Consider the following 21,015-nt stretch of genomic DNA (forward strand, 5'->3'; position numbering starts at 1 on the left):
CTAAATTTGTGATTGGGGGGGTGGTTTTTTTTTTATATAAGAGGGCGGGCGCCCCCCCCCCCCCCCCCCCCCCCCCCCCCCCCCCCCCCCCCCCCCCCCCCCCCCCCCCCCCCCCCCCACTACCGGAAGGCGTGCTCAGATCGTCTCGCCAAACGCCTTGGCCAGGTTCCGGTAGGCCTTCTTCTGCGCCTCGTCGGTCGCGGCCGGGGCCACGATCTCGATCTCGACGATCTGGTCGCCCTCCGGGTTGCCCGGCAGGCCCCGCCCGCGCAGGCGCAGCTTGCGCCCGGCATCGGAGTCGGCCGGGATCTTCAGTTCCACCGCGCCGCCCAGGGTCGGCACGCTGATGCTGGTACCCAGCGCGGCCTGCCACGGCGTGACCGGCAAGGTGTAGAGGATGTTGCGGCCATCGACCTCGAACTGCGGGTGTGCGGCGTACTCCACTTCCAGCAGCAGGTTGCCACCATGGTTGCCCTGCCCCGCCAGGCGGATCACCTGCCCCGGACGGATGCCCTTGGGCACGCGCACGTCCAGCTGCTTGCCGTTGACGGTGATGCGCAGGCTGTCGCCGCTGTAGGCCGCTTCCAGCGGGACCGACAGCTTGGCACGGGTGTCGCGGTTGGGGGCATGGCCCTGGCTGCTGAACCCCGGGCCAGGACCGGCACCGCCGCGCTGGCGCGCGAACAGGCTTTCGAAGAAGTCGCTGAAGCCGCCGTTGGCGCCACCACCCCCGAACACTTCCTCGAAATTGAAACCACCGGCGCCGCCGTAGTTCGGCGGCACGTTGAACTCCTCGCCCGGGCGATAGCCCTGCGCGCGCAGCTGGTCGTAGGCTGCACGCTTTTCCGGATCGCGCAGCGCCTCGTAGGCCTCGTTGACCGCCTTGAACTTGTCCTCCGCCCCGGCTTCCTTGCTGACGTCCGGGTGGTACTTGCGTGCCAGCCGCCGGTAGGCGGTCTTGATCTCCGCCTCGCCCGCGCTCGGTTCCACCCCCAGGGTGGCGTAGTAATCCTTGAATTCCATCCAGCTACCTCGATCTGCTTCGGCCGCGCCGGTGGCGCCGCCCCGGGTTCATTCTACGCGCCGGCGATGCTACGCCGCCCCTCGTGCGGCGCCGGTGAGGCCGACTGATCCTGCGCAATGCGGTTGCCATCGCCCTGCCCCAGGCTATGGCTGGAAGCCCGCTCCGCAAAGCCTGAAGATGGGGCCTGCACGCCGGTTTTCCAATGTCTTGACGTCCCTGTCCCATCCGGCCCACTACGCTGCCCCAGCAAGGAGTTCCCCCATGACCATCCATGTCGGCGACCGCATTCCGGAAGTGACCCTCAAGCGCATCCGCGAGGGCATTGAAACGCTCGATACGCATTCGCTGTTCGACGCGCGCAAGGTGGTGCTGTTCGCCGTGCCCGGCGCGTTCACGCCGACGTGCTCGGCCCGCCACCTGCCCGGTTACGTCGAGAAATTCGAGGCCTTCCGCCAGCGCGGCATCGATGTCTACTGCATGGCCGTCAACGACCCGTTCGTGATGAAGGCCTGGGCCACCGATCAGCACGTGCCCGACGGCCTGCTGATGCTGTCCGACGGCAATGCCGAACTGACCCGCGCGCTCGGCCTGGAGCTCGACGCCAGTGCCTCGGGCATGGGCATCCGCTCGCGCCGTTTCGCCCTGTACGTGGTCGACGGCGTGGTCCGCGCCGCCTGGGTTGAACAGCCCGGTCAATTCGAAGTGTCTTCGGCCGACTACGTGCTGGAGCACCTGCCCACCTGATCTCCCACCGCAAGAGGAAACGGCCAGCCATGTCCAGCAAGCCAGCCAAAGCCCCCAGGCCCGCCGCGCAGATTCCCGGCATCAGCGAGCGCACGGCCCTGCGCGAGCGCGCCCGGCGCAACATCGAGGATGGTGCGATCACCGACAGCTACAGCGCCGACCGCAAGGTGGTGATCAAGCTGCTCAACGACGCACTGGCCACCGAGTACGTGTGCGTGTTGCGCTACTACCGGCACTACTTCATGGCCAAGGGCATGCTGGCCGACGCGGTAAAAGCCGAATTCCTTGAACATGCACAGCAGGAACAGGCGCATGCCGGCAAGCTGGCCGAGCGCATCGTGCAGCTCGGCGGCGAGCCCGACTTCAACCCGGATACGCTGACCGCGCGCTCGCATGCCGAATACAAGGAAGGCAGCGACCTGCGCGACATGGTCCGCGAGAACCTGGTGGCCGAACGCATCGCCATCGACAGCTACCGCGAGATGATCAACTTCATCGGCGACCGCGATACCACCACCAAGCGCATCCTCGAAGAGATCCTGGCGCAGGAAGAGGAACACGCCGACGAGTTCGCCGATCTGCTGGATGGGTGGATCGGGGAATGATTGCGCTGCGGATGCTCTGGTAGATGCCCACCTTGGTGGGCGCTTTGCCGTTCGCGTGCCAACCAAGGTTGGCACCCACCAAAGCGGAGCAATGCCATCCCGCCGCGCATGGCCCGGCACCTACCGGAGGACAGTGAACCGTACCTGCGTCCACGCGCCGTCCGCGGCCAAGGCGGTCAGGGTATGCGCCCCGGGGTCGGCGAACTCACGCTGCGTCAACTGTGCGCCGCGGGTCTGCGCGATCCAGCGTCCATCCAGCAACCAGTCCACCGCCTGCTCGCTGCCCAGCGCGCGCAGCTGCAGGCGTACGCCATGTTCGGCGTTGGGCGCACGCGCCAATGCGGCGCCATCATTGAGGCCATCGATGTGCAGCGCGACGCTGGCCTCCCGGCCATCATCACGGCAGTCCGGCGACAGCGCCGGCAGCTGCGAGGCGTCGCGCGTGGCCTTGGGCAGCCACGGCGACAACAGCGCCGGCCAGCGCGCGATCTCACGCGCGACTTCTTCGTGCGGCAAGCGGCAATCGGCGGATACACGCAAGCCGGTGCGCGCGTCGGCAAGGTAGCGCTGCCGCCCCGGCTGCCAGCGCCGCGCCTCGCGCTCCGGGAAGGTCGGCGGTGCCGCGCCATCGAGCAGGCAGGCTGGCATCCTGCGCTGGCACAGTGCCGCCGGCAGCCCCTCGGCACGTTCGCCAGTGGGCCAGCAGATGTCTTGCTGGCTGACACTGGCCGGCATCGGCGCGGCCGCCGAATCACCACGCTGGCGCGGCAGGCTGTCCACCACTTCGAACATCAGCGGCAGCGCGGTGACCGCGCCGTACTGGCCCGGCAACGGAGTACCGTCCGGCCGGCCCACCCACACGCCCACCGTGTAGTGGCGGGTACTGCCGATCGCCCACGCATCGCGGTACCCGTAACTGGTGCCGGTCTTCCACGCCACGCGCGGGCGGCCACCGACATCGAACGTCCCGGCGCTGTATCCCGGGCGCGGGTTTGATTCGAGCATCTCGCGCACGATCCAGCTGGCGCCCGGCGAGGCCAGGCGCCGCTCGATCATCGGCTCGTCGTCGGTGTAACGCACGCGGCCGGCGATACCGCTCCGGTTGAGCGCGGCGAAGGCGCCGACCAGGTCTTCCAGGCGCGCGCCGGTGCCGCCCAGGATCAGCGACAGGTTGGGCGTACTGCCCGGCGGGAAGCGCAGCTGGATGCCCGCGTGCGACAGCCGGGCAGCGAAGCGCGCGGCGCCGACCCGCTGCAGCAGGTCCACCGACGGTACGTTGAGCGACAGCCGCAATGCGGCAGAGGCACCGATGGGCCCATTGAAGGCCATGTCGAAGTTGCCGGGGCGGTAGCTGCCGAAACTCTGCGGTGCATCGACCAGCAGGCTTTCCGAATGGATCAGGCCATCGTCCAGCGCCATCGCGTACAGGAACGGCTTGAGCGTGGAGCCTGGCGAACGCCAGGCCTGCACCATGTCCACGTGACCCAGCCGCTGGCGGTCACCGAAGGACAATGTGCCGACATAAGCGCGTGCCTGCAGGGTCCGGTTGTCGACCACCAGCAGGGCCGCCGAGGTACGCTCGGGCAGCGTCGAGAAATAGCTGGCCACGCGCTCTTCCAGCGTGCGCTGCAGGCCGATGTCGATGCTGCTCTGGATGCGTGCCTGGCCCGGATGCGCCGAGTGCAGGCGCTGCGCCAGCAGCGCGGCGTGCAAGGGAGGGCGCAGCGAACGCGCCACCACGTTCTCGATGCGCGCATCCTCCACTTCTTCCGGTGTCCACGCGCCCAGCTCGGCCATGCGTGACAGCACCTTGTCGCGCGCTTTCTGCGCAGCTTCCGGATGGCGGTCCGGGCGCAGCCGGCTGGGCGCCTGTGGCAGCACCGCCAGCAGCGCAGCCTCGGCATGCGACAGCTGCGCCGCCGGCTTGCCCAGATAGGCCCAGCTGGCCGCTTCCACGCCTTCGATGGTGCCGCCGTAGGGTGCACGCTCCAGGTACAGGGCCAGGATCTGCTGCTTGCTCAGGTGCACCTCAAGCTGCACTGCACGCAGCATCTGCTTCAGCTTGCCCCACGGGGTGCGTGAGTGCGGATCGAGAATGCGCGCGACCTGCATGGTCAGGGTCGAGCCACCGGACACGATGCGGCCGCCGCGCAGCAGCTGGCCGCTGGCCCGCAGGATCGCCAGCGGGTTGATGCCCGGATGGCGCCAGAACCAGCGGTCTTCGTAGGTCAGCAACGCTTGCAGGTACAGCGGCGAGACGCTGTCGACCGAGGCCGGATACCGCCACACGCCCTCGGCATCGGCAAACGCCCGCAATGGCGTGCCGTCGGCAGCCACCACCAGGGTGCTGGTATCACGCTGCTTCGGCAGCGGCGGCGGGAAGGCGAAATCCAGCACCAGCAGCAGCGCCAGCGCAGCGGCCATGCCCCAGCGCAGCCACGGCCACAGCGGCCGCCACCGGCGGCGCAGGGTCGCCAGCCGGGTCGTCATCGTGTTCTTCATTGCGGGTTGCCAGCAGGACGGGCCGCGCCGTCGCGGCCCGTCCGCGCGGTCACGGCTGTACCACCGTGATCGTGGTCGGGTTGCTGCGGCCGACACCGCGCAGCTGCGGCCGGTACATGTCCTCCACCAGCGGCGGCGGCACCGAGTAGGTACCCGGGGTCACCGCGCGCACCAGGTAGAACACGTTGGCCTTGCTGCCACGCGAGAGCTTCAGCGCAGCCACGTAGCGGTCGTCGCGGAACTCCTCGTGCTTGGTATCGGCGGCCTCACCCCGGTCGCTGATGGTGATGCCATCGACCACCACGTCGGCCCACTGCTTGGCATCGCCCAGGTTGAAGTTCTCGATCTCCAGGCCCGCCGGCAGCAGGTCGGTCAGCAGTGCATCGGGCATCGTGGAGTCGGCGGTGACGGTGACGCGCACGATCAGCGCTTCGCCTTCCTTCAGCGGGCGCGGCGACCACGGCTTGCCATCGGTACCGAAGTAACTGCGTTCAATACCCACTACGCTGTTGTCTGGTGCGGGTGCACTGCGCGGGATACCGGCCACGTCGATGCTGGCGAACATCGGCGGTTGCCCCTGCGGGGTGAAGCGCACGCCACTGGCCAGCTCGCTGGCGCTGAAGTTGCGTCCGAACAGCTTGCGCTCGCCGATCGCTTCGGTGGTGCCACCGATCACCAGCTCACCGGCTACCAGCGCCTTCTGGTTGGCGGCGAGCGCCTTGCCGAGGCGGGCAATCGCCACCTGCTCCTGCGTGCTCAGCCACATCCAGCCGGCATTGCGGCGCGCATCCAGGCCACGACCGAGGTCGACCGCGCGCGCGTCCCAGGCCGGCTTGGCCAACTTGTTCTCGTGGGTCAGCGCGATCATCAGCGCGTCATCGCGGATCGCGCTGCCGTAGTCGCCGAAGTACGACGGGCGCTCGCTGCTGGACTTGGCGAAGGCCGCCGCCAGCGCGGCCTGGCCACGCTTGGCATCACCCTGCAGCGACAGCGCCACGCCCAGGTGGACCAGCGACAGGCCACCGACCGCCTTGCTGCGTTCGTTGTCGTACAGCGTGCGCAGGGTACCCAGCGGTGCACGATTGACCCGAGCCAGCACGTAGCCCGAATACGCCTGGTTGGCGAACTTCAGCTTCTCGCGATCCTCCTGGCCATAGAACTGATTGCCGCCGGACAGCAGATCCTCGCTCAGGCGGTTGAGCGCCTTCTGCAGCACGTTGTCAGGCACGGCGAAGCCGGCGTCCTTGGCATCGAGCAGGAACTCGGTGATGTACGGGGTCAGCCACGGGTTCACGTAGCCGTCGTCACCCCACATCGAGAAGTTGCCGTTGGCCACCTGCATCGACGCCAGGCGACCGAACGCACCTTCCATGCGCTCGCGGCGGGTCTTGGCATCCAGGCCATCGGCGCCGAGCATCGACGAGGTGGCCTGGTCCAGGATCAGCGCGGCGTAACCCTTGCTGGTGGTCTGCTCGGCGCAGCCATATGGATAGTTCAGCGCGCCCTGCAGTGCACTGGCGAACGGGATCGGCGGCAGCGGGCTGACCAGCAGGCGGGCATTGACCGACTCGGACATCAGGCCATCGGTCAGGCTGTTGTCGAGGCTGACTGCGGCCAGCGGATCGAGCGTGCGCACCTGCGAACGCAGCACCTGCGGCCACGCCGCACGCACCGGCAGGTCGTAGCGGCGATCAGCCTTGAAGCCGTTGCCGTCCACCCGCACCCGCACCTTGGCCACGCTGTGGCCCTCGCGAGCCGACAACGGGAAGCTCAGCGTGGTCTTGGCATCGGCATTCAACTGCACGCTGCGGCTGCCCTCACCCAGGTTCAGCGGGCCTTCGCTCTCCACCTTCACGTTGAACTGCCCCGGCTTGCCGGTGAAGTTCTGCACGTCCAGAGTCACCGTGCTGCGGTCGCCCGGGGCCAGCACGCGCGGCATGCTGGCTTCGGCCAGGATCGGGGCGCGCACAATGGTTTCCACGTCACGCTTGCCGTACTGGTCATCGCTGTAGACCAGCGCCGACACGCGCAGGGTGCCGTTGAAGTCCGGCACCTTCAGGCGGATGCGGGCATTGCCCTTGGCATCGAGCTGCACCGGGCCGGAGAACAGGTCCACGGTCTGCACGCGCGCGGTCGGGCGCTTGGCCTGCGGCAATGCCTGCAGCGCCATGTCGCCGCCGAACTTCAGCTTGCCGCTGCCGCCATCGAAGCTCTCGATCACCCGGCTGTAGATGTCGTAGGCATCGATACCGAGGCGACGCTGGGCGAAGAAGTGTGCACCGGCGTCGGGCACCGGGAAACGGGTGATGTTGAGGATGCCCACGTCCACCGCCGAAACGGTGACGTGCGCGGTCTTGCCGGCCAGCTGCGGCGCACTGACGGTTACCGGCAGGTCCTGCTCGGGCCGCATCTGCTTGGGCGCGACCAGGCCGACGGCCACGGTGCGGCCCTTGCGGTCCATCGGCACATGCACCACGCCCACGGCACGGGCCGGGGTGATCTTGCTCGGCGCACTGCCGCCACGGAACACCAGCGCAGTGATATAGACGTCGTGGCGTTCCCAGTCGGCGGTGACCGGAATCTTGAAGGTCGAACCCGGCTTGGCGTCGATGTCCTGCACGTACAGCATGCGGTCGGTCTCGACCATCAGGATGCCCTTGCCGGCGTGCGGCGGGGTCACCGTCACTTCCAGGGTGTCACCGGCCTTGTAGCCGGTCTTGTCCAGGCCCAGCTTGACCTTGTCCGGGCGTGCATCCAGGCCACGGTTGTCATCGCCCCAGCTCCAGCCGGCACGGAACGGGTAGCGGCTGGTCAGGCCGGTGGACGGATCGAACACGTCCACCCGGTACTCGCCCCACTCCACCGGGAAATCAAAGGCGACCGCGCTGTTGCCGGCATCGACGGTGTGGGTTTCCTTGTTCTCGAAACGGCGGGTGAAATCGTAATCCCAGCGGTTGTCGTTGAAGGTCCAGTGATAGTCGCGCAGCTCGCGCACCAGGGTGATCTTCAGGCCCTTGGCCGGCTGTGGCGTACCAGCGGCATCCACGCGCATCAGCTCGAAGCGTGCGTTGCCGTTGGCATCGGCACCATCGTCCGGGTTGAACAGCGGGCGCACGCCGACCAGCGCGTTGGCCGGCCACATCACCCGCTTCAGGGTGCGGGTGACCGTGCGGCCACCGGTTTCATACAGGCTGCCGGACAGCACCACGGCGATCGGCGCCTTGGCCTTGGCCGCCTCTTCCGGCAGCGCCACATCCTCACGCAGCTGGCCATTGGCCGGCAGCGTGGTGTCGATCACGTCCTTGGCCTCGCGCGGCAGCTGCAGGGTCGGGTCACCGAAGAAATAGCCCGGCAGGCCTTCCACGGGCTTCTGTTCGGCGGCAACCGCCATGCGTGCGGTGAAGCGGTTGCCATCGGCCGGTGCGCCATACAGGTAGGCACCATTGGCCTGCAGGCGCAGGTCCTCACCCGGCTTCAGCGTCTTCTGCGCGCTGTCCAGGTCCAGCTTCATGCGTTCGGGCAGGAACTCCTCGATGCGCAGGGTCATGCCCTGGATCGCTTCCTTGCTGGCCGGGTCGGTGCGGAACTCGACCTGCCAGCGGCCGGTCGGCGCCTCGGCGGGGATCACCTGCTCGAAATTGATGTAGCCCTGGTCGCCCGGCTGCAGGCGGGTCTCGCGGAAGGTCTTGCCGTCGGGCTGCTTCAGGCGCAGGAACACCGGTTGTGCCTTGACCGGCTTGCCGTCGTTGTCGCGCAGCAGCGCGGACAGGCGCACGGTCTCGCCCGGGCGGTACAGGTCGCGGCCGGACCAGGCGTAGACGTCGAACCACGCGTTGTCGCGGCCGGCCACAGCGAACTCGCTCAGGTCCAGCGCCGGCTGGTTGAACGGCAGGAAGCTGGTGTCCTTGCCACTGCTGGCGACCAGCACGTGGGTGGCATCCAGGGTGTAGTTCAGCAGCGCATTGCCGTTGCCGTCGGTGCTGCCCTTCAGCACCACCTCACCCTTGGCGTCGAGCACGCGCAGGTCGATGCCCTTCAGCGGCGCGCCGTCCTTGAGGCCGGCGGTATGGACGAACAGCTTGTCCTTGTAGGCGCGGGTATGCAGGCCGATGTCGCTGACCGAGAAGAACGCGGTGTCGAACTCGCCTTCGTAGTCACCGGTGCGCTTGAGCAGGGCGAAGTACAGGCCCGGCTCCTGCAGTTCCTTGATGTCCTGGGTCGGCAGGTAGGTCAGCACCCGCTCGTTCTTCTTGCCCCCCAGGATGAAACGGTTGACGTACACCGGCTCGGCCAGCTTGTTGATCGGGCTGCGCTCGTAGTCGCTGCTCAGCTCCCAGCTGCCACGGCGGCCGCCGCGCTGGTACTGGCTGAAGAAGGTCGGAAGATCCTTCTCGCGCACGCGCAGGAATTCGACGTCGACTTCCGGCACGTTCACCGAGACCACCGGCAGGCCACGGCTGTCCTTGGCAGGCAGCACGCTGCCCTGCGAGGCGAAGCCAACCACCGGCTTCAGCTCGCCGCTGAACACCTTCTGCTTCAGTTCCTTGCCCAGGCGGCTGCCATCGGCGGCCAGCAGGTCCGGCGAGACCACCAGGCTGAACTCCTTGCCGGCCTCGACGAACGGGTAGCGCAGGGTCAGGCCGTCATCGGACAGCGTCCAGCTGCTGTCCTCGGTGCCGACCTTCTCCTCGAAGCGCACCAGCGTGTCGAAATCCTGGGTGCCGACCAGCGGGCGCGAGAACTCCAGCGCCAGCGACAGGCCGTCATTCTTCTGGTCCGGGTAGGCGCGCAGCAGGGTGAATTCCTTCACTTGCTCGGCCTTGGTGGTGATCGCCTCGCCACTGGCCTTGGGCAACTGCCCGCTGTCGTTGCGGCAGCCGGCCAGGCCCAGCAACAGGCCTCCTGCCAGTACCGCCGCCGCCCATCCCCACCGCTTCCGCCGTGCCGGACCGCTCATGTCGTCACTCCTTGATCGAGGTGGTCATTATAGGCAGGCCGCGTCAAGGCGTTGGCGCCCCGGCGGTCGGAAACCCGGTCCCGCCCGGGACCCGGTAGCCGCCAACCTTGGTTGGCGCCCCCCCACTTGCCAACCAAGGTTGGCCTCTACCAGAGCGGCCCTACCCCGGCAGGTACAGGTCCACATAGTCGGTCACCGGCATTGCCGCCAGCGCCACCAGGTCCAGCGAGGCCGCCAGGATGCGCTGCTGCTGGACGGTCGGGAAGCGGTGGGCCAGGTGCCGGCGGAACTTGTCCATCAGCAGCGGAATGCCTTCCGCCCGGCGCCGGGCATGGCCGAGCGGGTACTCCACCAGTACCTCGGGCAGCTCAGTACCGTCGCTGAAGCGCACGCCCAGGCCATTGGCGATGCTGCGCTTGTCCGGGTCCAGGTAGTCGGCGCTGAGTTGCGGATCCTCATGGCAGGCCATCTTCGCCCGCAGGGCATCGATGCGCGGATCAGCTGCAACGTCGTCCTCGTAATCCTCGGCCACCAGCCGCCCGTGCAGCAGCGCGATGGCGACCATGTACTGCACGCAGTGGTCGCGGTCGGCCGGGTTATGCAGCGGGCCCTGCTTGTCGATGATGCGGATGCAGGCTTCCTGGGTCCGGATCGCGATATGCGCGATGTCCTCGACCCGCCGCCCCATCGCGCGCAACTGCTGGTGCAGCGTGATGGCCGCCTCCACCGCGGTCTGGCCATGGAACTCGGCCGGGTAGCTGATCTTGAACAGCACGTTCTCCATCACGTAGCTGCCCAGCGGTCGCCCCAGCGTCAGTGCCTTGCCATGCATCGACACCGCTTCAAAGCCCCAGGTCGGCGCGCTGAGCACGCTGGGGTAGCCCATCTCGCCACTGGCCGCCATCAGCGCCAGGCGCACGCCACGGCTGGTCGCGTCGCCGGCGGCCCAGCTCTTGCGCGAGCCGGTGTTGGGTGCGTGCCGGTAGGTGCGCAGGGACTGGCCATCGACCCAGGCCAGCGACAACGCATTGAGCATGCGCTCGCGATCCAGGCCGAGCAGCTGCGCAACCACGGCGGTGGTGGCCACTTTGACCAGCAACACGTGGTCCAGCCCGACCCGGTTGAAGGAATTCTCCAGCGCCAGCACGCCCTGGATCTCGTGCGCCTTGATCATCGCCAGCAGCACGTCGCGCACGGTCGGCGGTGGGCGTCGCAGAGCCTGCGCGTTGCGCCCCAGCCAATCGCAGACGGCAAGGATGCCACCCAGGTTGTCCGAAGGGTGCCCCCATTCGGCCGCCAGCCAGGTATCGTTGAAATCAAGCCAGCGCACCATCGCGCCGATGTTGAAGGCGGCCTGCACCGGGTCCAGCACGTAATGCGTACCCGGAACGCGGGCGCCGTTGACCACGCTGATGCCCGGCACCAGGGGACCAAGCAGCTTGCTGCAGGCCGGGAAGGACAGCGCTTCCAGGCCGCAGCCCAGCGTGTCGAGCAGGCAGTGGTGCGCGGTCTGGAACGCCAGCGGTGAGTCGATGCGCGCGTCGCGCACGTAGTCGACGATGCCCACCAGCAGCGCATCCCACGCTGCACGCTCGTTGGATGGGGTGTGGCTGTCGGACATCGTCGATCTCCTCGCCGGAAAGCAGGTCAGGCCGCGTGTCCCGGTAGTCGCCAACCTTGGTTGGCGCTTGCATGCCAACCAAGGTTGGCATCTACCAGAGCACTATTCGGCCGGCACCCGCACCTTGCCTTCCATCAGCACACGGGCGCTGCGGCTCATGATGGCCTTGGTCACTGTCCACTGGCCGTCAACGAGCCCGGCTTGTGCGCCGACACGCAGCGTGCCGGAGGGATGACCGAAGGTCACCGCTTCACGTTCGCCACCACCGGCCGCGCGATTGACCAGCGTGCCAGGAATCGCTGCTGCGGTGCCGATCGCCACGGCAGCGGTACCCATCATCGCGTGGTGCAGCTTTCCCATCGACAACGCACGCGCATGCAGGTCGATCGCCGAGGCCGGAATGGCCTTGCCACTGGACGACACGTAGTCCTGCGCCGGGGCCAGGAAGGCCACCTTCGGCGTGTGCTGGCGGGTCGCCGCATCTTCCAGGTTCTTGATCAGCCCCATGCGCAAGGCGCCGTAGGCGCGGATCTTCTCGAAGCGCTCCAGCGCCCCCTTGTCCTCGTTGATCGCAGGCTGCAGTTCGGTGCCGGTGTAGCCCAGGTCGGCCGCATTGAGGAAGATCGTCGGGATGCCGGCGGTGATCATGGTCACCTCGAAACTGCCCACGCCCGGCACGTCCAGGGTGTCGACCAGGTTGCCGGTCGGGAACATCGCGCCCGCATCGCCGTCATCGGACGGATCGATGAATTCCAGTTGGATCTCGGCCGCCGGGAAGGTCACGCCGTCCAGCTCGAAATCGCCGATCTCCTGCACTTCGCCGTCGCGCATCGGCACATGGGCGATGATGGTCTTGCCGATGTTGGCCTGCCAGATGCGCACGGTGCACAGGCCATCGCGCGGCACGCGGGCCGGATCGATCAATCCATTGGCGATCGCAAACGGACCCACCGCGGTGCTGAGGTTGCCGCAGTTGCCGCTCCAGTCGACGAAGGCGGTGTCGATCGAGACCTGGCCGTACAGGTAGTCCACATCGTGGTCCGGCACCGAGGCGGCGGAGATGATCACGCACTTGCTGGTGCTGGACGTTGCACCGCCCATGCCGTCGGTCTGCTTGCCATACGGATCGGGCGAGCCGATCACGCGCATCAAAAGCGCGTCGCGTGCGGCGCCCGGCACTTGCGCGGCGTCGGGCAGGTCCTGCAGGCGGAAGAACACGCCCTTGCTGGTGCCACCGCGCATGTAGGTGGCGGGAATACGGAGTTGCGGGAGGAAGGTCATGGTCGAATCCACGCGTTTGAATTTCAGGAAATGTCTTGCATCAGTGCGTCAAGACCACGATCAACGCACCACACGCGCATGATGTCCACGCGGTCCGGTAGATCGAGGTAATAGACGAGGTAGCGTTCGAAGCCCGGAACCAGCATGAACCGCAACGGCACCGGTAGCTGTGCTGCGAGGTCGGCGTGCCGGGTGGAACCCGAGCCTGGAAATACCGCGATGCGTTGAAGCGTGGCCTCCAACTCGGCGAGAAAGCGCCGACCCAGTATCAGCCCACCCTGCCGTGCGAACCACAGTGCGGCATCGGCTGCGTCGGCTTCGGCCCTGGGTCGCCATTCAATCGCCCTCACGCTCCATCCTTTCGGTCAGTTCACGACGCATGCGCTCGAATGTGTCGGCCGTCACCGGGACGCCAGGCCCAGAAGCCAGACCCTCGGCAATCAGCTGCTTGAGCAGTTCTTCGGCCTTGCTGCGCTGGCGCTGGCGGATCAGGTCACGCACGTAGTCCGACGTACTGGAATAGCCGCCTTCACGCACTTCCTCGTCCACGAACTGCTTGAGCGGGTCGGTCAGCGAAATGTTCATGGTGGCCATGAGACTCTCCAATGGCAGTTTTTGCCAAGTCAGTGTGCGCCCTGCCCAGGTGTCGGACAAGCCCGCCCCCGGCCTCCGGGGGCAGGCATTCAGGCCGGTATCACGCCACCTTGGCGCCTTCCAGGAAGTCCTGGGCGAAGCGCTGCAACACGCCACCGGCTTCGTAGATCGCCACTTCCTCGTCGCTGTCCAGGCGGCAGGTGACCGGCACGATCACGTCCTGGCCGTCGCGGCGGTGGATGACCAGGGTCAGCTCGGCGCGCGGGGTGCGCTCGCCGACCACATCGAAGGTTTCGGTGCCATCAATGCCCAGGGTCAGGCGGGTGGTGCCCGGCTTGAACTCCAGCGGCAGCACGCCCATGCCGATCAGGTTGGTACGGTGAATCCGTTCGAAGCCCTCGGCCACGATCGCCTCCACACCAGCCAGGCGCACGCCCTTGGCGGCCCAGTCACGCGAGCTGCCCTGGCCGTAGTCGGCACCGGCAATGATGATCAGTGGCTGCTTGCGCTCCATGTAAGTCTCGATGGCTTCCCACATGCGCATCACCTTGCCTTCCGGCTCCACGCGCGCCAGCGAACCCTGCTTCACGCTGCCGTCGTCGTTGCGCACCATCTCGTTGAACAGCTTCGGGTTGGCGAAGGTGGCGCGCTGCGCGGTCAGGTGGTCGCCGCGGTGGGTCGCGTAGGAATTGAAGTCCTCTTCGGGCAGGCCCATTTTCGCCAGGTATTCACCGGCGGCACTGGAGGCCAGGATCGCGTTGGACGGCGACAGGTGGTCGGTGGTGATGTTGTCCGGCAGCACCGCCAGCGCGCGCATGCCCGACAGCGTGCGCTCACCGGCCAGTGCGCCCTCCCAGTACGGCGGACGGCGGATGTAGGTGCTCTGCGGGCGCCAGTCGTACAGGGGGCTGACCGCGGCGCCGTGCTCCACGCGCACATTGAACATCGGGTTGTAGACGCGGCGGAACTGCTCCGGCTTCACCGATGCCTTGACCACGGCGTCGATCTCGGCGTCGCTCGGCCAGATGTCCTTCAGGCGCACCTCGTTGCCGTCGGCGTCCACGCCCAGCACGTCCTTCTCGATGTCAAAGCGCACGGTGCCGGCGATGGCATAGGCGATCACCAGCGGCGGCGACGCCAGGAACGCCTGCTTCGCATACGGGTGGATGCGGCCATCGAAGTTGCGGTTGCCCGACAGCACGGCCGTGGCGTACAGGTCCCGGTCGATGATCTCCTGCTGGATGGCCGGATCGAGCGCGCCGCTCATGCCGTTGCAGGTGGTGCAGGCGAAGGCGACGATGCCGAAGCCCAGCTTCTCCAGGTCCGGCAGCAGGCCGGCCTCTTCCAGGTACAGCTGCACCGCCTTCGAGCCGGGCGCCAGCGAGGACTTCACCCACGGCTTGCGCAGCAGGCCGCGCTCGTTGGCCTTGCGTGCCAGCAGGCCGGCAGCGATCACGTTGCGCGGGTTGGAGGTGTTGGTGCAGCTGGTGATGGCGGCGATGATCACCGCGCCATCCGGCATCAGGCCCTGCGCCTGCTCGGCCTTGCCCGCTGCCAGCTTGGCCTCGTCGGCGATGCCGCGCTCGGCCAGCTCGGAAGTGGCCACGCGCTTGTGCGGGTTGGACGGGCCGGCCATGTTGCGCACCACGCTGGACAGGTCGAAGCGCAGCACGCGCTCGTACTGCGCGGTGGCCAGGTCGTCAGCCCACAGGCCAGTGGTGCGGGCGTAGTTCTCCACCAGCGCCACCTGCGATTCCTCGCGGCCGGTCAGGCGCAGGTAATCGATGGTCTGCCCGTCGATGTAGAACATCGCGGCGGTCGCGCCGTATTCGGGGCACATGTTGGAGATGGTGGCGCGGTCACCGATGGTCAGTGCCGCCGCCCCCTCGCCGAAGAATTCAAGGTACGCGCCGACCACGCGCTCCTTGCGCAGGAATTCGGTCAGCGCCAGCACCACGTCGGTGGCGGTGATGCCCGGCTGCGGCCTGCCGGTCAGCTCGACGCCGATGATGTCCGGCAGCCGCATCCACGAGGCACGACCGAGCATCACGTTCTCGGCTTCCAGGCCGCCCACACCGATCGCGATCACGCCCAGCGCATCCACGTGCGGGGTGTGGCTGTCGGTGCCCACGCAGGTATCCGGGAAGGCCACGCCGTCCTGCACGTAGACCACCGGCGACATCTTCTCCAGGTTGATCTGGTGCATGATGCCGTTGCCCGGCGGAATCACGTCCACGTTCTGGAACGCCTGCTTGGTCCAGTCGATGAAGTGGAAACGGTCTTCGTTGCGGCGATCCTCGATCGCGCGGTTTTTCTCGAACGCCTGCGGGTCGAAACCACCGCACTCCACCGCCAGCGAGTGGTCGACGATCAGCTGCACCGGCACCACCGGATTGACCTTGGCCGGGTCACCGCCCTTGTCGGCGATCGCATCGCGCAGGCCGGCCAGGTCAACCAGTGCGGTCTGGCCGAGGATGTCGTGGCAGACCACACGCGCGGGGAACCATGGGAAATCGAGGTCGCGGCGGCGCTCGATCAGCTGCTTCAGCGAGTCGCCAAGCGTGGCCGGATCGCAGCGGCGCACCAGGTTCTCGGCCAGCACGCGCGAGGTGTACGGCAGAGTGGCGTAGGCGCCGGGCTGGATTGCATCGACGGCGGCGCGCGCGTCGAAATAGTCCAGCGCGCTGCCGGGGAGGTTCTTGCGGTAATCGGTATTCATGGGCTGGCGGAATGCTTGGGGCGGGCCGGGTGCCGGCGGTGCGGCGGCGAAAGCATCCGGCCGGCACGCGGCCGGCCGGATGGGGACAGCAGGTGGATCAGACGCGCTTGTCGATGGCGACGAAGTCGCGGTCTTCCGGACCGATGTAGTTGGCGCTCGGGCGGATGATCTTGCCGTCGATGCGCTGCTCGATGATGTGCGCGCTCCAGCCGGCGGTACGCGCGATCACGAACAGCGGGGTGAACATCGCGGTCGGCACGCCCATCATGTGGTAGCTGACGGCGCTGAACCAGTCCAGGTTCGGGAACATCTTCTTGATGTCCCACATCACCGATTCCAGGCGCTCGGCGATGTCGTACATCTTCATGCTCGACTGTTCTTCGGACAGCTCGCGGGCCACGTCCTTGATCACCTTGTTGCGCGGATCGGACACGGTGTAGACCGGATGGCCGAAGCCGATCACCACTTCCTTGCGCTCGACGCGGGCCTTGATGTCTTCCTCGGCCTCATCCGGATTGTCGTAGCGCTTCTGCACTTCGAACGCCACTTCATTGGCGCCGCCGTGCTTCGGGCCACGCAGTGCGCCGATGCCACCGCAGATCGCGCTGTACATGTCGCTGCCGGTACCGGCGATGACACGACAGGTGAAGGTCGAGGCGTTGAACTCGTGCTCGGCGTACAGGATCAGCGAGGTGTGCATCGCCTTCACCCACGAGTCCTGCGGCTTCTCGCCGTGCAGCAGGTGCAGGAAGTGGCCACCGATCGAGTCATCGTCGGTTTCCACGTCGATGGCACGGCCGTTGTGGCTCCAGTGGTACCAGTACAGCAGCATCGAGCCGAGGCAGGCCATCAGCTTGTCGGCAATGTCGCGCGCGCCCGGATGGTTGTGGTCATCCTTCTCCGGCGCCACGCAGCCGAGCACGGACACACCGGTGCGCATCACGTCCATCGGGTGTGCCGACGGCGGCAGTTCTTCCAGCGCGGCCTTCACCGCGGCCGGGATGCCACGCAGCGACTTCAGCTTGGCCTTGTACGAAACCAGCTCGGCGCGGGTCGGCAGCTTGCCGTGCACCAGCAGGTAGGCGATTTCCTCGAACTCGCTGGTGTTGGCCAGGTCCAGGATGTCGTAGCCACGGTAATGCAGGTCGTTGCCACTGCGGCCCACGCTGCACAGCGCGGTGTTGCCGGCGGCGGTGCCGGACAGGGCGACGGACTTCTTCGGCTTGAAGGTCGGGGTTGCGGTCGTATCGTTCATGTTTCCCTCCGAAACTTGATGGTGCAGGGTACTGCTTATTTCTTGGCGGCGAACAGCGCATCGAGCTGCTGCTCGAAGGCGTGGTAGCCGATGCGGTCGTAGAGTTCTTCGCGGGTCTGCATGGCTTCCACCACGTTGCGCTGGTGGCCATCGCGGCGCACCGCCTGGTAGACGTTCTCGGCCGCCTTGTTGGCCGCGCGGAACGCCGACAGCGGGAACAGCTGGATCGCAACACCGGCCGAAGCCAGTTCATCGCGGCTGAACAGCGGGGTGGCACCGAATTCGGTGATGTTGGCCAGCACCGGCACCTTCACCGCGTCGACGAAGCGGCGGTAGGTATCCAGATCGTAGGCGGCCTCGGCGAAGATGCCGTCGGCACCGGCCTCGACACAGGCGATGGCGCGCTCGATGGCCTTGTCCACGCCGTCCACCTGGATGGCGTCGGTACGCGCGATCAGGAAGAAGTCCGGATCGGTCCTGGCATCGGCGGCAGCCTTCACGCGGTCGACCATTTCTTCCTGCGAGACGATCTCCTTGCCCGGACGGTGACCGCAGCGCTTGGCGCCGACCTGGTCTTCGATGTGGCAGGCGGCCGCGCCGGCCTTGATCAGCGACTTCACGGTGCGCGCGATGTTGAACGCGCTCGGACCGAAGCCGGTGTCGATGTCAACCATCAGCGGCAGGTCGCAGACATCGGTGATGCGGCGCACGTCCACCAGCACGTCTTCCAGGGTGTTGATGCCCAGATCCGGCAGGCCCAGCGAGCCCGCGGCAACACCGCCGCCGGACAGATAGATGGCGCGGAAGCCGGCGCGCTTGGCCAGCAGGGCGTGGTTGGCGTTGATGGCGCCGATCACCTGCAGCGGCGATTCGGCAGCCAGCGCCTCACGGAAGCGGGCACCGGCGGAGAAAGGGGCGGAAGCGGTCATGCGGCAATCCAGGTTGGAGAACGGATAGGTAGCCGCAAGCACCATGCCAAGCTGCAAGCCGTTGATTTCACGGGGATGACCGCCACGCGATAGTGAAACATATGAAACATTGAAACGGATGTATCATGAAACATCCCGTCGACCTCCCGCCGCCATGTACCTGCCCCGCTCCCTCCTGCGCCACGCCGACGCCGACCCCGGTCGCCCGGTGATCTGGACCGTCAGCGTTTCGCGCCTGACCGGCCTGCTCGGCGACGTCATTCCCGAGTTCGACCGCCGTGCGCGCATCGAGCAGATCAACCTCGGCTTCGAGGAAGCGGTGGACGTGATCGGCCAACGGCTGCGCCGCGAGCACTGCGACGTGGTCATCGCCGGCGGCTCCAACGCGGCCTGGCTGCGCGGTCGGCTGGAGCTGCCACTGGTGCCGATCCAGGCCAATGGCTTCGACCTGATGGAAGCGTTGGCCCGTGCCCGCCGCATCGCCAGCCGCATTGGCCTGGTCACCCACGCCAGCGACGTGCCCGTGTTCAGCAACTTCCAGCAGAGTTTCGGCCTGGATATCGAGCATCGCCGCTTCGTCACCCGTGAGGACGCGCGCGACTGTATCGCCGACCTGCGCGCCAATGGCATCGAGGTGATCGTCGGCACCGGCATGGCCATTGACCATGCCGAGCAGGCCGGCCTGCCCGGCGTGCTGCTCTATTCGGCTGACTCGGTGCGGCAGGCGTTCGAGCATGCGCTGGAGCTGACCCGGGCCCTGGCCCGCTCCGGCGGCAACCACGCCGCCCCGCGCCGGCGCCCGGCAGCGCGTGCCGATGCGCATGAACTGCTCGGCGACAGCCAAGCGATGGCCCAGGTGCGCGCACAGATCGCGCTCTATGCACCGCATGACAGCACCGTACTGGTGACCGGCGAAACCGGCACCGGCAAGGAGCTGGTGGCGCGGCAGCTGCACGCAGCCAGTGGCCGCCGTGGCCGCTTCGTCGCGCTGAACTGCGGCGCCATCAGCGAATCACTGCTGGAGGCGGAACTGTTTGGCTACAGCGATGGTGCCTTCACTGGTGCACGGCGCGGTGGTCGCGTCGGCCTGGTCGAGGCCGCCGATGGCGGTACGTTGTTCCTGGATGAAATCGGCGAACTGCCGCTGCCGTTGCAGACCCGCCTGCTGCGCGTGCTGGAAGAACGCGAGGTGCTGCGTGTCGGCGCTACCGAACCGACCGCAGTCGACCTGCGCGTGGTGGCCGCCACCCTGCAGTCGCTGGAGCAGCGCGCGGCGACCGGCAGCTTCCGTCGCGACCTGTATTACCGGCTGGCCGCACTACGCATCGCCCTGCCCCCGCTGCGTGCGCGGCGCAGTGACATCCCGCTGCTGGCACAGCACTTCTTCCGCAAGCTGCGTGGCATCGACGCGCCATTGGATGAGGAGGCACTGGCGGTGCTGAGCGCGGCCCAGTGGCCCGGGAACGTGCGCGAACTGCGCAATCTGGTGGATCGACTACGCATCCACTGGCAGCCTGGGGAAGGATTGATCGATGCAGCGCGTCTGCTGCAGCTCGCGCCCGAACTGGTGAAAGAAAGCGCCACCATGCTGCCACTGGAAAGCAACGGCAAGCGTCCGCCGCGCGCGCAGTTGGAAACGCTGTTGCAGGATCACCGCAATGACCGTGAGGGCATGGCACAGGCGTTAGGGGTATCCCGCACCACGCTGTGGCGCTGGCTGCGCGCGGAGGGGCTGTAGAGCCGGGCCCATGCTCGGCTGCGCGTGCGGAAACATCAGCCGAGCATGGGCTCGGCTCTACAACGGCTGCCCACCCGTCAGCAGCAGCTCGACTTCCTCCACCTGCACCACCGGCACCCGCCACGGATGATGCGGCACGATGCCCTGCTCGAAGATGCGCTGCAACCGCTGCGGATCCCGAGGCAGGCAGAACTCCAGGCGCACGCTGTCAACCACTTCCGTGCGCCCCTCCTCCCCCTGGACGGGCGATGCACCCACCCGCGGGCGGAACTGCTCGAACCCCGGCGCCGACCACCACATGCCGTGCTCGTAGTCACCCGCCGCCAGGGCATCCACCGCAAGGATGCCCTGCTTCACTGCGTCCAGTGCTGCCGACGGCACGAACACCACCACGCGGTACAGCGGCAGGCGTTGCATCAGTCAGCCTTACGGGTACAGCAGTCGCTTGCTCCAGCGCCCTTCAGCACCGGCTTCATAGCACCAGCGCTCGTGCAGGCGGAACTGCGCGCCGTACCAGAACTCGATGCGGTCAGGCACCACGCGCAGGCCGCTCCAGCCGTCCGGGCGCGGAACGTCCTGGCCCTCGAAGCGGGCTTCGACCTCGGCCACGCGCGCGTCGAACTCCTCGCGCGTGGCCAGCGTCTTCGACTGCTGCGAGGCCCAGGCACCGATCTGGCTCATGCGCGGACGGCTGGCAAAATAGGCATCGGCCTCTGCATCGGCCACCTGCTCGACACGACCTTCGATGCGCACCTGGATGCCGGCCTCGCGCAGGCTGCGCCACAGGAACAGCAGTGCAGCCTGCGGATTGGCCTGCAGCTCCCGGCCCTTGTGGCTGTCCAGGTGGGTGTAGAACACGAAGCCACGCTCATCGAACGCCTTCAGCAGCACGGTGCGCGCCGAGGGACGGCCGTGCGTATCGGCGGTGGCCACGGTCATGGCGTTCGGCTCGACCTCGCGGCTCTGCCTGGCCTCTTCGAACAGGCTGGCAAACGTGGACAGGGCTTCGGCGTACAGGTCGCTCATGATTGCGTTCTTCTCACACG

The 21,015-nt window shown here is 67.3% G+C and carries 15 protein-coding genes; 3 read left to right on the forward strand and 12 right to left on the reverse strand.

The annotated features are described in order from the left end of the window. Window positions 1-135 precede the first annotated feature (135 nt). Window positions 136-1,023, reverse strand: a complete 888-nt coding sequence (locus WDC87_RS17280) for a DnaJ C-terminal domain-containing protein (RefSeq protein ID WP_061478849.1) — start codon at window positions 1,021-1,023, stop codon at window positions 136-138. A gap of 262 nt (window positions 1,024-1,285) precedes the next feature. On the opposite strand from WDC87_RS17280, the gene WDC87_RS17285 reads away from it, so the two are divergent. Together WDC87_RS17285 and WDC87_RS17290 are read left to right on the forward strand one after the other, a co-directional pair. Next, the gene (locus tag WDC87_RS17285; protein WP_072168587.1) at window positions 1,286-1,768 is read left to right on the forward strand and encodes a peroxiredoxin; all 483 of its coding nucleotides are present in this window, start codon (window positions 1,286-1,288) and stop codon (window positions 1,766-1,768) included. 29 nt (window positions 1,769-1,797) lie between these two features. Then, the gene (locus WDC87_RS17290) at window positions 1,798-2,373 is read left to right on the forward strand and encodes a ferritin-like domain-containing protein (RefSeq protein ID WP_072168586.1); all 576 of its coding nucleotides are present in this window, start codon (window positions 1,798-1,800) and stop codon (window positions 2,371-2,373) included. A 120-nt stretch (window positions 2,374-2,493) separates the two neighbouring features. On the opposite strand, the gene pbpC is transcribed toward WDC87_RS17290, so the two are convergent. The 9 genes from pbpC to prpB form a co-directional block, all read right to left on the reverse strand. Beyond that, window positions 2,494-4,875: a penicillin-binding protein 1C gene (pbpC, locus tag WDC87_RS17295; protein WP_252744349.1), complete on the reverse strand. Its 2,382-nt coding sequence runs from the start codon at window positions 4,873-4,875 to the stop codon at window positions 2,494-2,496. Window positions 4,876-4,924: 49 nt separating this feature from the next. Continuing rightward, window positions 4,925-9,832 (reverse strand): alpha-2-macroglobulin, encoded by a 4,908-nt coding sequence (locus WDC87_RS17300; RefSeq protein ID WP_252744348.1) that lies wholly within the window; start codon window positions 9,830-9,832, stop codon window positions 4,925-4,927. Between the two features lie 160 nt (window positions 9,833-9,992). Next, the gene (locus WDC87_RS17305) at window positions 9,993-11,453 is read right to left on the reverse strand and encodes a bifunctional 2-methylcitrate dehydratase/aconitate hydratase (RefSeq protein ID WP_072168583.1); all 1,461 of its coding nucleotides are present in this window, start codon (window positions 11,451-11,453) and stop codon (window positions 9,993-9,995) included. Between the two features lie 102 nt (window positions 11,454-11,555). After that, on the reverse strand, window positions 11,556-12,734 hold the full coding sequence (prpF, locus tag WDC87_RS17310) for a 2-methylaconitate cis-trans isomerase PrpF (RefSeq protein WP_072168606.1): 1,179 nt from the start codon (window positions 12,732-12,734) through the stop codon (window positions 11,556-11,558). A 23-nt stretch (window positions 12,735-12,757) separates the two neighbouring features. Then, window positions 12,758-13,084 (reverse strand): type II toxin-antitoxin system RelE/ParE family toxin, encoded by a 327-nt coding sequence (locus WDC87_RS17315; RefSeq protein WP_072168582.1) that lies wholly within the window; start codon window positions 13,082-13,084, stop codon window positions 12,758-12,760. Continuing rightward, window positions 13,071-13,328, reverse strand: a complete 258-nt coding sequence (locus tag WDC87_RS17320; RefSeq protein ID WP_019338677.1) for a type II toxin-antitoxin system ParD family antitoxin — start codon at window positions 13,326-13,328, stop codon at window positions 13,071-13,073. Before WDC87_RS17320 ends, WDC87_RS17315 begins: the two co-directional genes overlap by 14 nt. A gap of 100 nt (window positions 13,329-13,428) precedes the next feature. After that, window positions 13,429-16,047, reverse strand: coding sequence for a Fe/S-dependent 2-methylisocitrate dehydratase AcnD (gene acnD, locus WDC87_RS17325; protein WP_088496814.1), 2,619 nt, complete (start codon window positions 16,045-16,047; stop codon window positions 13,429-13,431). A gap of 97 nt (window positions 16,048-16,144) precedes the next feature. Beyond that, window positions 16,145-17,302, reverse strand: coding sequence for a 2-methylcitrate synthase (gene prpC / locus WDC87_RS17330; protein WP_005418357.1), 1,158 nt, complete (start codon window positions 17,300-17,302; stop codon window positions 16,145-16,147). 35 nt (window positions 17,303-17,337) lie between these two features. After that, the gene (gene prpB / locus WDC87_RS17335) at window positions 17,338-18,231 is read right to left on the reverse strand and encodes a methylisocitrate lyase (protein WP_252744347.1); all 894 of its coding nucleotides are present in this window, start codon (window positions 18,229-18,231) and stop codon (window positions 17,338-17,340) included. A 154-nt stretch (window positions 18,232-18,385) separates the two neighbouring features. Between prpB and prpR the strand changes: the two genes are divergently transcribed. After that, entirely contained in the window at window positions 18,386-19,969 is a 1,584-nt protein-coding gene (gene prpR, locus WDC87_RS17340) for a propionate catabolism operon regulatory protein PrpR (RefSeq protein ID WP_252744346.1), read from the forward strand. Window positions 19,970-20,026: 57 nt separating this feature from the next. Here prpR and WDC87_RS17345 read toward each other — a convergent pair whose 3' ends face one another. Both WDC87_RS17345 and pdxH read right to left on the reverse strand, forming a co-directional pair. Beyond that, on the reverse strand, window positions 20,027-20,386 hold the full coding sequence (locus tag WDC87_RS17345; RefSeq protein ID WP_072168578.1) for a hypothetical protein: 360 nt from the start codon (window positions 20,384-20,386) through the stop codon (window positions 20,027-20,029). A gap of 9 nt (window positions 20,387-20,395) precedes the next feature. Continuing rightward, window positions 20,396-20,995 carry a pyridoxamine 5'-phosphate oxidase gene (gene pdxH, locus WDC87_RS17350; protein WP_065178210.1) on the reverse strand — a complete coding sequence of 200 codons (600 nt, stop codon included), beginning with the start codon at window positions 20,993-20,995 and terminating at the stop codon, window positions 20,396-20,398. Between the last annotated feature and the right edge of the window lie 20 nt (window positions 20,996-21,015).

It is taken from the genome of Stenotrophomonas maltophilia group sp. Smal12, assembly GCF_037079935.1.
GTDB classification, from domain to species: domain Bacteria; phylum Pseudomonadota; class Gammaproteobacteria; order Xanthomonadales; family Xanthomonadaceae; genus Stenotrophomonas; species Stenotrophomonas sepilia.